Here is a 13,371-nt window from a genome sequence, read left to right on the forward strand (position 1 = left end):
CTATTCAGCCCGGCCGCCTGCCATAAGCGCGGCGGCCTGCTTTCGGTTGCTTTAGTGAAACGTTTCCAGAGAGATCACATCGTTCTCCGTTCTTAACCAGCGCGGCGCTTTAAGCGTGCCGGCAAAGTAGCCGGTCAGATCGTAGAGCAGGCTGGTAAGAGTACGTTCTGTTTCCGCCGCCAGGCCGCCGTTTATCAGCAGGTGGGCCAGCACCTGGCAGTAGTCGGCAAGCTGTACCGCCTCTGGCTCAAAAACGGGAAAGTGGGCGGGGATATCCGCCACGGTCAGACTCTCTTTTAACGGCTCCGGTATGGGATCGTTCAGCGTGGGCTGCAGCAGGGCAAGGCAGGCGGAAAGGCGTCCGCAGAGCGCCATCTTTTGCACCGGGTCGTCGCACACAATAAGGGCATCCGCAAACTGTTCGCAGCTTTCTGCCAGCGCGGTGAAGTCGGTGGTATGGGATACGGGCTGGGTAAATAAAGAAGATATGTGAGTGGTAGTCATAGGGTAAGTCTCCAGAAACGGTTTTAAGTGTTTCCCGTAACTGTTTTCAGGAGGTCAATCCCGGCATCTGATTTTGCAGATGCGCGGCAACCATACTGCTCACGCTGACTGGCGACAAGGCTTTTACGTCGTGCCGTTACGCACTTTATCATTTCCTCAAACCTCCTCGCAAAAATATGCACTTACGATGAAAACCAGAGAATAAATGTCGGGTCAGAGACGCATTTTAAAAATTGTAGATTCGTCAGCAATGATTTTTTCGGTCATTTTTTCTCTTAAATGACGGAATGATCATATACCCACTATACCTACCGTTTGCTTGATTTTGTTTCAGATGGTGGGTATAGTACCTACTAGTCGCTGAGGGATGAATGAAAAGTGAAGAGCTGATCAGGAAGATACTTAAGGCCGGATGGAAACACGTGCGAACCAGAGGCTCTCATCGCATCTTTGAAAAAGAAGGTGAACCTGGTTCGATAGTGGTTCCCCATCCCACGAAAGACCTTGCGACAGGAACATTGCGCAAGATCCTGAAGCAACTAGGTGAAAAGTAAGTAAAGCGTGTACAGCTGCTTTTAAAGAGGAAAAGTCATGAAATATCCCGTCTACTTACATCAGGCAGAAAGCGGTGCATACTCGGGTTTCGTTCCGGATATTGAAGGTTGCTACTTCGCAGGCGATACGATCGATGATGCGATTGCTGATGCGCACGCTGCTATTGATATGTATCTGGAATATCAAAGTGAGAAAGGGTTGGATGTACCGATAGCGAAAACGATCAACGATCATAAAAATGATGAGGACTGTCGGGATGGTCTGTGGGGATTTGTCGATATTGATATCAGTCGCTTTGAAGGCAAAGCGATTAAGTTAAATATTACTTTACCGCAGAATTTATTAAGCAAAATAGATAGCTATGTTATGCGAAACGGCGAATATTCCAGCCGGAGCGGTTTTTTGGCTGAGCTGGCCAGAAGAGAATTGCTGAAACATTCCTGATTTTCATCACTGCCTCATTAAAGCGGTCGGAGGTATTTTATCGTGCGCTTACCTTCTCCGCTCTCTTGGTTCTGACGGGCATAAACCGCTGCCTCAATAGAGGCCACGGTCTCATCTTTCACAACACCTGATTTGTTGTAACGCTGAGCCATACACTGAATACGTTTCAGACGTTCTGTCATACCTGCCACCCCGGCTGGTTCTAATCTTCGGGCAGATAATAGCTGGAGATCGCGTTCAACTCTTCTACAGAATGGTGTGCCTGGGGACGAAATGTATGGTCAGATGGGAATGAGATAATCTGAAAACACAAACCCCCGCCAAATGCGGGGGCACTGAAAAACCTTACTCCATTAACTGCTTGCTGAGTCGGGGGTTAGCCTGGATCAGCCGCATCAAATTCATCTCGGTACTGGTTGGCCGCAGGCGTTTTGACTCCCACTCCTGCACCATGGTCACACTCACGCCCATTGCGCGGGCGAAATCATCAATCTTAAGTCCCGTACCTTTGCGCACCTGTTCAATCTCTGTCAGGGAGGTGCGCGGTAAAGTAACCGTCTGCGGCGAATCTTTAAAAACAATCAGTTCCAGACTGCTAAGCAACTCAAATTCAGGATCTTTATATTCCATTGAGAACTCCTAAAAATCACACAGCGGGATCGTGAACAACAGAGGTCTCATTAAGAATAGCGGGGAAACCAAAGCGTGAAGGCGCCTGGCTGTGGCGAATCGTGCGCATCCAGTGAGAGAGACGTTTCGATAAGGCTAAAATGAATGCGTTATCACTCTAAGCGACTGATTAATCATTAGCCCGCTAAGACCGGTATAGATTTGTAAAGACTCAGCATAATTTTTTCGTATTACCGACGTGAATAGCATAAGGCGAAGCGCCGGATCGACCGACGGGGAATTTACGCGGGGATTGTCATGAAAGGGTATCCTGCGAGGCCGACCTGCACTATCCTTGTCAGCGTCGGGCACACGGGTGCCGGTTTGCGCTTTTTTGGGTTTGAGGAGTCGAATGATGACGACAGGAATGTCCTGCTCGCGCTGGTTTGCGCCGCTTGCGGCATTATTGATGGTAGTTAGCCTGAGCGGGTGTTTTGATAAAGAAGGCGATCAACGCAAAGCGTTTATCGACTTTCTGCAGAATACGGTGATGCGTAGCGGCGAGCGTTTACCGACGCTGACTGCCGATCAGAAAAAACAGTTCGGGCCATTTGTCTCCGACTATGCGGTACTGTACGGCTATTCCCGGCAGGTGAACCAGGCGATGGATGCCGGTCTGCGCCCGGTGGTGGACAGCGTGAATGCAATCCGCGTCCCGCAGGATTATCTGACCCAGCGTGAACCGCTGCGCCAGGCGAACGGCGCGCTGGGCGTGCTGAGCCAGCAGCTGCAGAACGCCAAAATGCAGGCCGATGCCGCGCATTCTGCGCTCAAGCAGGCGGACGATCTGAAGCCGGTCTTCGAGCAGGTGTACAGCAAAGTGGTCACCGCGCCGTCGAACGCGCTGCAACCGCTGATCCCGGCCGCACAGGTCTTTACCCAGCAGCTGGTGCAGATGGGTGACTTTATTGCTCAGCAGGATACGCAGGTCAGCTTTGTGGCGAACGGGATCCAGTTCCCGACCTCTCAGCAGGCCAGCCAGTACAACACCCTGATTGGTCCGCTGGCGTCGCAGCATCAGGCATTTACTCAGGCCTGGACTGCCGCGGTTAACGCTACGCAGTAAGTGCTTCAGAGTGAGGCGAATGCTCGCCTCACTTCATCTCTCTTCCCTTATTTCCCCGCGACCTCAGGATTGACGCAGTTGATCTCCACCTTTCCGCTCAGCGCGGCAAGCAGGTTATCCACCGCACAGGCGGCCATACCGTAGCGTGTTTCGTGGGTGGCGGAGCCGACGTGCGGCAGCGCGACGACGTTTGGCAGCGATAGCAGTTCAGAGCTGGCGGGCAGCGGCTCCTGTTCGAAGACGTCAAGCCCGGCGGCGTGGATCTGGCCCTTTTTCAGGGCGGCGATCATCGCCTGTTCATCCACGACCGCACCGCGACCGGCATTAATAAAGATGGCCGACGGCTTCATGCTGGCAAACTGCTTCTCGCCGATCAGATGGTGGGTTTCCGGCGTCAGCGGCAGGACCAGGCAGATAAAGTCGGACTCCTTCAGGATGGTATCCAGATCGCAGTAGCGGGCGTTGAAGCGCTCTTCCGCCTCCGCGTGGTGACGACGGGCGTTATAGAGGATCGGCATCCCGAAGCCAAAGTGCGCGCGCTGGGCCAGGGCCAGGCCGATACGGCCCATGCCGATGATGCCCATGGTTTTATGGTGCACATCAACGCCGAACCAGTCCGGGCCAACGCCGGTTTTCCACTCGCCTTTTTTGACGCGCTCGGCCAGCTCAACGACCCGACGGGCCGCACCCAGAACGAGGGCCATCATGGTGTCGGCGACGGTTTCCGTCAGCACGGTCGGGGTATGCATCAGCAGGATGCGGCGGGCATTCAGCGCCGCGACGTCGAAATTATCGTAGCCCACGGAGATGGTCGAGGTGGCACGCAGCTTCGGCATCTTTTCCAGCAGGGCGGCATCGACGTTCTCGCTGGAGCCCAGCAGCCCCTCCGCGCTGGCAAAGGCGTCGGCATACTGCGCCACGGTGGCGGGCTTCAGGTCAGGAACCTGGGTCACGTTGGCCTGTTCTTGCAGGCGGTGGAGCAGGTCGTCAGGTAAAGCTTTATACAGAATAACGGACGGCTTCATGCGGATCTCCGTAGTCAGGATGGAATCAGGAAAGCAGAATCATCAAATGCTTAGCAGGCTTATCTTGAGAGTAAGCCATTCAGGGGGCTGATGGCTACTCCCTAATCCCGGTAATGTTTACGGTTGATTCCCGGCGCTGAATATGATGAAAATCCTCTGTTCATTTCCCTAATAAAAACGATAGCGGCAACCCGCCGCCACCTGCACAGAGATTCAGGAGCACGCACTTTGGCACACCCATCTGCAACAAAAACGGTACTGACGGCGGCCCACTGGGGGCCAATGCTGGTGGAAACCGACGGTGAAACCGTCCTGTCGTCGCGCGGGGCGCTGGCGGGCGAGTTCAGTAACTCCCTGCAAACCGCCGTCCGCGATCAGGTCCACAGCAAAACCCGGGTCCGTTTTCCCATGGTGCGTAAAGGCTTTCTCGCCTCGCCGGACAGCCCACAGGGCGTGCGCGGACAGGATGAGTATGTTCGCGTCAGCTGGCAGGAGGCGCTGGATCTGATCCACGCTCAGCATCAGCGTATCCGCAGCCAGCACGGCCCGCAGTCCATCTTTGCCGGTTCCTACGGCTGGCGCTCTAACGGCGTGCTGCACAAGGCCGCCACGCTGCTGCAGCGCTATATGAGCCTGGCAGGCGGCTATACGGGGCATCTCGGGGATTACTCCACCGGCGCGGCGCAGGCGATTATGCCCTACGTCGTCGGCGGTAATGAGGTCTATCAGCAGCAAACCAGCTGGCCGCTGGTGCTGGAGCATAGCGATGTGGTGGTGCTCTGGAGCGCCAACCCGCTTAACACCCTGAAAATTGCCTGGAATGCCTCGGATGAGCAGGGCATTCCTTACTTTGACCAGCTCAGAAAGAGCGGCAAGCGGCTGATCTGTATCGATCCTATGCGATCGGAAACGGTCGATTTCTTCGGCGATGCCGGGGAGTGGATTGCGCCCCATATGGGCACCGACGTGGCGTTGATGCTGGGGATCGCTCATACGCTGGTGGAAAATAACTGGCACGACGGCGAATTCCTGGCCCGCTGCACCACCGGCTATGACATTTTTGCCGCTTATCTGACGGGGTCCAGCGACGGCGTGGCGAAAACGGCAGAGTGGGCGGCGGAGATCTGCGGCATTGAGGCGAGCAAAATCCGCGAGCTGGCGGCGCTGTTCCACACCAACACCACCATGCTGATGTCCGGCTGGGGCATGCAGCGCCAGCAGTTTGGCGAGCAGAAGCACTGGATGCTGGTGACCCTGGCGGCGATGCTCGGGCAGATTGGCACACCGGGCGGCGGCTTCGGTCTCTCCTACCACTTTGCTAACGGCGGCAACCCGACCCGCCGCGCTGCGGTGCTGGCCTCTATGCAGGGCAGCGTGCAGGGCGGTACCGATGCGGTAGATAAAATCCCGGTGGCGCGTATTGTCGAGGCGCTGGAAAACCCAGGCGGCGCGTATCAGCATAACGGGATGGACAGACACTTCCCGGATATCCGCTTCGTCTGGTGGGCGGGCGGCGCCAACTTTACCCATCATCAGGACACCAACCGCCTGATCCGCGCCTGGCAAAAGCCGGAGTTGGTGGTGATCTCCGAGTGCTTCTGGACCGCTGCGGCGAAACATGCCGATATCGTGCTGCCCGCCACCACCTCCTTTGAACGCAACGATCTGACCATGACCGGGGACTACAGTAACCAGCACCTGGTCCCGATGAAGCAGGTTGTGCCGCCGCGTGACGAGGCGCGGGATGACCTGGATGTCTTTGCCGATCTGAGTGAACTATGGGAAGCGGGCGGTCGTGAGCGCTTTACCGAAGGGAAGACCGATCTGCAGTGGCTGGAGACTTTCTATCAGATCGCCGCCCAGCGCGGTGCAAGCCAGCAGGTCACGCTGCCGCCGTTCGACCGCTTCTGGCAGGATAACGCCCTGATCGAAATGCCCGAGAGTGACGATAACGCCCGCTTTATCCGTTTCGCCGCGTTCCGTGAAGATCCCGAGGCTAATCCGCTGAAAACCGACAGTGGAAAAATTGAAATTTACTCGCAGCGCATCGCCGGTTTCGGCTATGCGGATTGCCCGCCGCATCCGATGTGGCTAGAGCCTGACGAGTGGCAGGGCAATGCCGAGCCGGAGCAGCTACAGCTGCTGTCGGCCCATCCGGCGCACCGTCTTCACAGCCAGCTTAACTATACCCATCTGCGTGAGCAGTATGCGATCGCCGGGCGCGAGCCGGTGACTATCCATCCTCAGGATGCGCAGGCGCGTGGCATTGTTGATGGCGATACGGTGCGGGTATGGAACGGCCGCGGACATGTGCTGGCGGGTGCCGTCGTGACGGACGGGATCCGGCCTGGCGTGATCTGCATTCACGAAGGTGGCTGGCCAGATCTCGACCTGACCGCCGGCGGGATCTGCAAAAACGGTGCGGTTAACGTGCTGACCAAAGACCTGCCCAGCTCCCGGCTGGGGAACGGCTGTGCCGGAAATACCGCCGTTGCCTGGCTGGAGAAATATACCGGCCCGTCGCTTACGCTGACGGCGTTTGACCCGCCTGCCAGCTCATGATCCAGGTCGGGTGCTGGGTCTCTTCCTGCCAGGCGCTGTCTTCAATGCGAAAGCCCTGAGCGTGGTAGAAATTCACCGCCCGACAGTTCTTCTGGTAGACCTCAAGACTGAGTAACGGAAAGTGCTGCTTAACGTGGTTAAGCAGCGCACCGCCAATGCCCTGACCCTGCGCCGAAGGCCGGACAAACAAGGCCCCGACAAAACGCGCATCCATCACGCTGATAAAGCCGTCAATTGCCTCCTTGCTGCGCCAGATCCAGGTCTGTGCGGCGGGAAGATAGATATCGCGCACTATCGGGCGGCTCTCGTGCCAGTACTGTTCGTCGATAAACGGATGGCCCGCAATGGTGCTCTCCAGCCACAGGGAGAGCAGCGGGGCGTCGTCGTCATGGCTCCAGCGGACGATCATCAGCACCTCCGGGATGACAAAAACAGGCGGTAACGTGATCGTTGACCAGCCCACAGGCCTGCATAAAGGAGTAGCAGATGGTTGAGCCGACAAACTTAAAACCACGCTTTTTAAGCGCTTTCGACAGGGCATCAGAAGCCGGCGTGGTGGTGGGGATCCCGGCACCGCTATCGGCATGGGTCACCTGCGGCGTATGGTCGACAAAGGACCAGACAAAATCGGCAAGCGACTCGCTGTTTTCCTGCATCAGGAGCATGGCGCGGGCGTTACCGATAATCGCCTGAATCTTCCCACGATGGCGAATAATCCCGGCGTTTTGCAGCAGCACCTCAACGTCGTCAGGCCCCATTGCGGCCACTTTCTGCGGATCGAAATGATGGAAGGCGACGCGGTAATTCTCACGTTTTTTCAGGACGGTGATCCATGAAAGTCCCGCCTGTTGCCCCTCAAGGCAGATCATCTCGAACAGTTTTTGATTGTCTTTTTGCGCCACGCCCCATTCCGTGTCGTGGTAGGCGATATAGAGCGGATCCTGGCTAACCCAGCTACAGCGTTGCATGCTTTTGTCCTCTTTCCGGTATCCTGCCTGCAACAGGAATATAGCGTTACTGGCCCGCAAAATCATACGACGAAACGTCATACCTGGGACAGGGATCGCGCAGTCGGACTTTTGTGGTCTTTAAATGAACAAATTAAACAACCTGTTTACAACTCGGGGTCTTATTTAACGCGCTGTGTGACGATAGTGGGTGCTTACTTAACGAAAATATTTTTCCCGACCCTATTTTGGCAATGTCATTCATTCCGTTTCTGGTGCATTTCATTCCGTCCTGGCTGCATTTCATGCCTTTTTGCCCCCGGCATGAAATGCACTTCGTTAAGGTTAGAGGCAGTTAATTCCCTCACTTTTCCGATGCAGGACAACTGCCATGAATCTATCAACTTCCAATCGCACCCGCTGGCTAACGCTATTCGGCACCATCATTACCCAATTCGCGCTCGGATCGGTATATACCTGGAGCCTGTTTAACAGCGCGCTGTCGGAAAAACTGGACGAGCCGGTCAGCCAGGTCGCGCTCTCCTTCGGTCTGCTCAGCCTCGGGCTGGCTATCTCCTCATCCGTTGCCGGTAAACTGCAGGAACGTTTTGGCGTAAAACGCGTCACCATCGCCTCCGGTATTCTGCTGGGCGTGGGCTTCTTCCTGACGGCGCACTCTGACAGTCTGATTATGCTGTGGCTGAGCGCGGGCGTGCTGGTCGGTCTGGCCGACGGTGCAGGCTATCTGCTGACGCTATCCAACTGCGTTAAGTGGTTCCCGGAACGCAAGGGGCTGATTTCCGCCTTTGCTATTGGCTCCTATGGTCTGGGTAGCCTGGGCTTCAAATTTATCACCAGCCATCTGCTGGCAAGCGTTGGCCTCGAACAGACCTTTATCATCTGGGGCGCTATCGTGCTGGTGATGATTGTGGCGGGTGCCATGCTGATGAAAGACGCTCCGCAGCAGGAAGCACAGGTGGTCAACGGCGTGGTGCAGAACGATTTCACCCTGGCCCAGTCGATGCGTAAACCGCAGTACTGGATGCTGGCAGTGATGTTCCTCACCGCCTGTATGAGCGGCCTGTATGTGATTGGCGTGGCGAAAGATATTGCTCAGGGCATGGTACATCTCGATGTGGCAACCGCCGCCAATGCGGTAACGATTATTGCCATTGCGAACCTGAGTGGTCGTCTGGTGCTGGGCATTCTGTCCGATAAAATTGCCCGTATCCGCGTTATCACGCTTGGTCAGGTGGTCTCGCTGGTCGGTATGGCGGCCCTGCTGTTTGCTCCGCTGAACGCGACGACCTTCTTTGCGGCTATCGCCTGCGTGGCCTTTAACTTCGGTGGCACCATCACCGTCTTCCCGTCACTGGTCAGCGAGTTCTTCGGCCTGAATAACCTGGCGAAGAACTACGGGGTGATTTACCTGGGCTTCGGCATCGGCAGCATCTGCGGTTCGCTGATTGCCTCTCTGTTCGGCGGCTTCTATGTCACCTTCTGTGTCATCTTCGCGCTGCTGATTATCTCCCTGGCGCTGTCGACCACCATTCGTCAGCCGCACCGTGAAAGCTGGCGCGAAGCGCACGCATAACCGTCAATATTCCCGCCTGAAAAACTACGTTCAACGCGTTGAACGTAGTTTATTTTTTTTCCGTCACTTCGTCGTAGACCCGCTCGCAGGTGTTTCCGGCGATATAATTGTCGTCAGCCTCTTTTGCGTATCTTCCCGCCATTTCGTCAGATTCGCTGAGCAACTGGGTAAGCAATATGCTGGCCTCGTTTTTTGCCTTGCTTGCTGTGGTAACGGTGGAAATGCGGCTGGCTTCACTTCCTGCGAGCTGATTCCTGAGCTGTGTGAGTTGGTTCCGCAACCCATCAGCAGCACGATCGGCATCAGCAGCATCGGAACGCGCTTGCTCCAGTAACTGGTCAGCATGTTTTTGTTCCTCATCGGTTTTTTGTTGACGGCGTTGTTCTTCTTTTCGTTCCGCCGCGGTACGTTCTAACGTGGCCGTTGTGTCAGCAAGATCTCTCTGCGTCCAGCGCAGTTGCCAGGCTGAATCCGCTTTTTTATATCCAGCCGAATAACTCCACCCGACTAACAACCCAACCAGCAGCGTGATTACCATTGGCTTCCAGTACTTCACCAGGAATAGGATCATAATAAAAACAGAGCGCGCTCTGCCTCCCGCTGTGTGAATGTCATTTCCGCATCATATCTGCAGCAACGGCTCTCTGTCGGACCGTTTACCGGTAATTGCCGAAGTGTTTAATTTGGTCTGGCCTCACCTTGCTGATAGTCATCTGATTTGCCTTTTAAAAGGTGGGCAACGTTTCCTCGCGCCCGGAAAATCATGATGCAGAGCAATAAGTTAATAAAAACGTCGGTCCAGTCCGTGTAGAAATATTCTCCGGTTAATACCCGGATAGGCACACTCCCTGTTGCGACGGTTAATAACCACGCAAGCCAGGCTATCTGCCGGTTATGACCCGTGTGGTTTCGGCGGAACGTTACCAGGCGTATTGCTGCGGCGGCGCAGATGATCGCGTTCAGATTCAGAAATATTTCTTGTAGCATCAATGGTTTCCTCCACGAAGCCGGGAAAGGATTGATGGGCCGTCTTTACTACTGAGGAGCATAAGAATACGAACAACGGCGGCCGATGCGGCAAGTGCGCCAACGGGTGTACCGACAGAAGTCGTATGCGGAATAACGGATTCAATCAGGTCTGCTGAGAATGGGGCGGCAATAATTCCGATCGCAAAGGAGAGTGTTCCCAGAAACAGGCGCCACCAGATCCGGAAATCCCTGGCAGAAGCAATAAAAATGGATGCGCCAGCAAAGGCCCCTATGACCGTTGGTCCATCAAGAGGACCGAAGAGGCTGACTAGCGTGATGCCTGTTACCGTTGAGGCAGCAGCAGCCCCAGTGCTCAGTGGTTCGGTCACGTTGATGGCTCCATATTTAAAAAATATTGCCCAGTCAGGGTGATGCTGATTGGGGGCCAACTTATTAACTGTGATGAGAAACAGGGAAGGGCTTAACGGACATACTCACTTCAATTATGAGAGTAGCCTATGCGCAAATATTGAAAAGGGGTTTCAGTAAAATCATGTGCCGTTTCTCGAAATTTAAAACAGGTATCAGGGATGTGGGTGTCGTTGATGTAGAATGACCGGGAGCAAGGGAGCGCGTAAGACGTGGCATGGTTAAAATGTGAGCGCTTACTTGCGTCAAATTTCGTGGACTATCGCAGTTTTTTGTAAATGTTTTCGTTTTATAACATTTTTCTGACACTTTTCATTTTGCCTGTGGTCTATTTAGCCGCGCTTAAAGACATCTCTGATTCTGTCATTTACTGCGTTTTATTAACCTGAGATTAGCCTTGATTGTGCTCAGGTTTTCTTGATTCCGTTTCGCCAGGTTAGCTTGCATGAAATACATTCGAACGATGACACAGCAGAGACTGAGCTTTCTGTTAGCGCTCTATATCGGGCTGTTTATGAACGGCGCGGTCTTTTTCCGCCGGTTTGACGGTTACGCACATGAATTTACGCTACTAAAAGGGGCCTCCGCCGCGGTTGAACTGGTAGCGACCGTGCTGGTCACCTTCTTCCTGCTGCGCATCCTCTCTTTGTTCGGGCGTCGGGTGTGGCGCGTACTCGCCACCCTTGTGGTGCTGTTTTCCGCTGGCGCCAGCTACTATATGACGTTCCTGAACGTGGTGATCGGCTACGGCATTATTGCCTCGGTGATGACCACGGATATCGATCTCTCTAAAGAGGTGGTGGGCTGGGGCTTTGCGCTCTGGCTGCTGGCGGTGGCGACACCGCCGCTGCTGTTTATCTGGAATAACCGCTGTCGCTATACCTTATTGCGTCAGTTACGTACGCCGGGCCTGCGCGTGCGCAGCGTGGCGGCGGTGGTGCTCGCCGGCCTGATGGTCTGGGGGCCGATTCGCCTGCTGGATATCCAGCAGAAGAAGGTCGAGCGGAGCACCGGCGTCGATCTGCCAAGCTACGGCGGCGTAGTGGCGAACTCCTACCTGCCATCGAACTGGCTCTCGGCGCTGGGGCTGTACGCCTGGGCGCAGGTCGATGAGTCTGCGGACAACCGCTCCCTGATGAACCCGGCTAAAAAGTTCACCTATACTGCGCCTGCGGATCTGGATGATACTTATGTGGTCTTTATTATCGGCGAAACCACCCGCTGGGATCATATGGGCATTCTGGGCTACTCCCGGGACACCACGCCGAAACTGGCGCAGGAGAAAAACCTGGTGGCCTTCCGCGGTGAGTCCTGCGATACCGCCACCAAACTCTCTCTGCGCTGCATGTTTGTGCGCGAGGGCGGTGCGGCGGATAACCCTCAGCGTACCCTGAAAGAGCAGAACGTTTTTGCCGTGCTTAATCAGCTGGGCTTTAGGTCGGATCTCTTTGCGATGCAGAGCGAGATCTGGTTCTACGGCAATACGCTGACCGACAATATTGCCTACCGCGAACAGATCGGTGCCGAACCGCGCAACCGTGGGAAATTCGTTGACGATATGCTGCTGGTGGAGGAGATGAAGCGTGTGGTGACGCCGGAAAACGACGGCAAGCACCTGATTATTCTGCACACCAAAGGCTCGCACTTTAACTATACCCAGCGTTATCCGCGCAGTTTTGCCCGCTGGACGCCCGAGTGCGTTGGCGTTGATGGCAAGTGCACAAAAGAGCAGCTGATTAATTCCTTCGATAATTCGGTGACCTACGTTGACCACTTTATTACCAGCGTTTTTGACCAGCTGCGCGATAAGAAGGCCATCGTGTTCTACGCTGCCGACCACGGCGAGTCGATCAATGAGAAAGAGCATCTGCATGGTACCCCACGTAAGATGGCTCCGCCGGAGCAGTTCCGCGTACCGATGATGGTGTGGATGTCCGACAAGACGCTCGCCGACCCGCAGAAGGCACAGATGTTTGCCCAGCTGAAAAAGCAGGCCGAGATGAAAACTCCGCGTCGTCATGAAGAGCTGTACGACTCGGTGATGGGTTGTCTGGGCTACACCTCTCCGGACGGCGGTATCAACGAGAAAAATAACTGGTGCCGTCTGCCTGATTCGGCGGCGAAGTAGCCACTCTGCTGGCTTTATCAGCGATCGAAAGGCTTTTTTCCCGTCAGGGATTGACGGGGTAACCCCAGCGCAGTAAGATGCGCCCCGCATTCGGTGATTGGCGCAGCCTGGTAGCGCACTTCGTTCGGGACGAAGGGGTCGGAGGTTCGAATCCTCTATCACCGACCAAATTCAAAAAGACCCAACCGCAAGGTTGGGTTTTTTGCTATATGAAGCCCGAAGAGGATGAGAACCTCCGGGGGCAGAGGTTCGACTCGAGCGAAGCGAAGAGAACGTTGCGCAGCAACGGCCCGCAGGGCGAGCCACGTAGTGGCGAGTCATCCTCTATCACCGACCAAATTCAAAAAGACCCAACCGCAAGGTTGGGTTTTTTGCTATATGAAGCCCGAAGAGGATGAGAACCTCCGGGGGCAGAGGTTCGACTCGAGCGAAGCGAAGAGAACGTTGCGCAGCAACGGCCCGCAGGGCGAGCCACGCAG

Annotated in this window: 15 protein-coding genes, 1 tRNA gene and 2 other RNA genes (1 of these 18 cut by a window edge); 9 read left to right on the forward strand and 9 right to left on the reverse strand. The window is 55.3% G+C overall.

Annotated elements, in window-relative coordinates:
• Positions 1 to 51: 51 nt before the first annotated feature.
• Positions 52 to 504: a hypothetical protein gene (locus tag EDF81_RS19065; RefSeq protein ID WP_123349741.1), complete on the reverse strand. Its 453-nt coding sequence runs from the start codon at positions 502 to 504 to the stop codon at positions 52 to 54.
• Between the two features lie 371 nt (positions 505 to 875).
• On the opposite strand from EDF81_RS19065, the gene EDF81_RS19070 reads away from it, so the two are divergent.
• Together EDF81_RS19070 and EDF81_RS19075 are read left to right on the forward strand one after the other, a co-directional pair.
• On the forward strand, positions 876 to 1,058 hold the full coding sequence (locus EDF81_RS19070; RefSeq protein WP_123349742.1) for a type II toxin-antitoxin system HicA family toxin: 183 nt from the start codon (positions 876 to 878) through the stop codon (positions 1,056 to 1,058).
• 37 nt (positions 1,059 to 1,095) lie between these two features.
• The gene (locus EDF81_RS19075) at positions 1,096 to 1,503 is read left to right on the forward strand and encodes a type II toxin-antitoxin system HicB family antitoxin (RefSeq protein ID WP_123349743.1); all 408 of its coding nucleotides are present in this window, start codon (positions 1,096 to 1,098) and stop codon (positions 1,501 to 1,503) included.
• A 17-nt stretch (positions 1,504 to 1,520) separates the two neighbouring features.
• Here the strand turns inward: EDF81_RS19075 and EDF81_RS24280 are convergent, their stop codons facing one another.
• Together EDF81_RS24280 and EDF81_RS19085 are read right to left on the reverse strand one after the other, a co-directional pair.
• Positions 1,521 to 1,685, reverse strand: a complete 165-nt coding sequence (locus EDF81_RS24280) for a hypothetical protein (protein WP_260232734.1) — start codon at positions 1,683 to 1,685, stop codon at positions 1,521 to 1,523.
• A 163-nt stretch (positions 1,686 to 1,848) separates the two neighbouring features.
• Positions 1,849 to 2,133 carry an HTH-type transcriptional regulator gene (locus EDF81_RS19085; RefSeq protein ID WP_123349744.1) on the reverse strand — a complete coding sequence of 95 codons (285 nt, stop codon included), beginning with the start codon at positions 2,131 to 2,133 and terminating at the stop codon, positions 1,849 to 1,851.
• Between the two features lie 394 nt (positions 2,134 to 2,527).
• On the opposite strand from EDF81_RS19085, the gene EDF81_RS19090 reads away from it, so the two are divergent.
• Positions 2,528 to 3,238 (forward strand): DUF3053 domain-containing protein, encoded by a 711-nt coding sequence (locus EDF81_RS19090; RefSeq protein WP_123349941.1) that lies wholly within the window; start codon positions 2,528 to 2,530, stop codon positions 3,236 to 3,238.
• Positions 3,239 to 3,285: 47 nt separating this feature from the next.
• Here the strand turns inward: EDF81_RS19090 and ghrB are convergent, their stop codons facing one another.
• Entirely contained in the window at positions 3,286 to 4,263 is a 978-nt protein-coding gene (ghrB, locus tag EDF81_RS19095; protein ID WP_123349745.1) for a glyoxylate/hydroxypyruvate reductase GhrB, read from the reverse strand.
• Positions 4,264 to 4,491: 228 nt separating this feature from the next.
• Here ghrB and EDF81_RS19100 point away from each other — a divergent pair, with 228 nt between their 5' ends.
• Complete coding sequence (locus tag EDF81_RS19100) at positions 4,492 to 6,825, forward strand: molybdopterin guanine dinucleotide-containing S/N-oxide reductase (RefSeq protein ID WP_123349746.1); 2,334 nt, start codon at positions 4,492 to 4,494, stop codon at positions 6,823 to 6,825.
• On the opposite strand, the gene EDF81_RS19105 is transcribed toward EDF81_RS19100, so the two are convergent.
• Entirely contained in the window at positions 6,788 to 7,234 is a 447-nt protein-coding gene (locus EDF81_RS19105; protein ID WP_123349747.1) for an N-acetyltransferase, read from the reverse strand. The genes EDF81_RS19100 and EDF81_RS19105 overlap by 38 nt on opposite strands.
• The gene (gene tag / locus EDF81_RS19110) at positions 7,212 to 7,793 is read right to left on the reverse strand and encodes a DNA-3-methyladenine glycosylase I (RefSeq protein ID WP_123349748.1); all 582 of its coding nucleotides are present in this window, start codon (positions 7,791 to 7,793) and stop codon (positions 7,212 to 7,214) included. The genes EDF81_RS19105 and tag overlap by 23 nt, the downstream gene beginning before the upstream one ends.
• Positions 7,794 to 8,163: 370 nt before the next feature.
• On the opposite strand from tag, the gene EDF81_RS19115 reads away from it, so the two are divergent.
• Entirely contained in the window at positions 8,164 to 9,366 is a 1,203-nt protein-coding gene (locus tag EDF81_RS19115) for an MFS transporter (protein ID WP_123349749.1), read from the forward strand.
• A gap of 49 nt (positions 9,367 to 9,415) precedes the next feature.
• Here the strand turns inward: EDF81_RS19115 and EDF81_RS19120 are convergent, their stop codons facing one another.
• The 3 genes from EDF81_RS19120 to EDF81_RS19130 form a co-directional block, all read right to left on the reverse strand.
• Positions 9,416 to 9,904 carry a DUF2514 domain-containing protein gene (locus EDF81_RS19120; RefSeq protein ID WP_260232735.1) on the reverse strand — a complete coding sequence of 163 codons (489 nt, stop codon included), beginning with the start codon at positions 9,902 to 9,904 and terminating at the stop codon, positions 9,416 to 9,418.
• A gap of 140 nt (positions 9,905 to 10,044) precedes the next feature.
• Entirely contained in the window at positions 10,045 to 10,353 is a 309-nt protein-coding gene (locus tag EDF81_RS19125; RefSeq protein ID WP_123349751.1) for a phage holin family protein, read from the reverse strand.
• Positions 10,353 to 10,724: a putative holin gene (locus EDF81_RS19130; protein ID WP_184999567.1), complete on the reverse strand. Its 372-nt coding sequence runs from the start codon at positions 10,722 to 10,724 to the stop codon at positions 10,353 to 10,355. Before EDF81_RS19130 ends, EDF81_RS19125 begins: the two co-directional genes overlap by 1 nt.
• 485 nt (positions 10,725 to 11,209) lie before the next feature.
• On the opposite strand from EDF81_RS19130, the gene eptB reads away from it, so the two are divergent.
• The 4 genes from eptB to EDF81_RS19150 form a co-directional block, all read left to right on the forward strand.
• On the forward strand, positions 11,210 to 12,892 hold the full coding sequence (eptB, locus tag EDF81_RS19135; protein ID WP_123349753.1) for a kdo(2)-lipid A phosphoethanolamine 7''-transferase: 1,683 nt from the start codon (positions 11,210 to 11,212) through the stop codon (positions 12,890 to 12,892).
• Positions 12,893 to 12,983: 91 nt separating this feature from the next.
• Positions 12,984 to 13,060: transfer RNA gene (locus EDF81_RS19140), tRNA-Pro, on the forward strand.
• Between the two features lie 36 nt (positions 13,061 to 13,096).
• A non-coding RNA gene (locus EDF81_RS19145) (RtT sRNA) lies at positions 13,097 to 13,229 on the forward strand.
• 141 nt (positions 13,230 to 13,370) lie between these two features.
• Position 13,371: non-coding RNA, RtT sRNA (locus EDF81_RS19150), on the forward strand (it continues 132 nt past the right edge of the window).

The organism is Enterobacter sp. BIGb0383 (assembly GCF_003751845.1).
In the GTDB taxonomy this organism is placed as follows: Bacteria; Pseudomonadota; Gammaproteobacteria; order Enterobacterales; family Enterobacteriaceae; genus BIGb0383.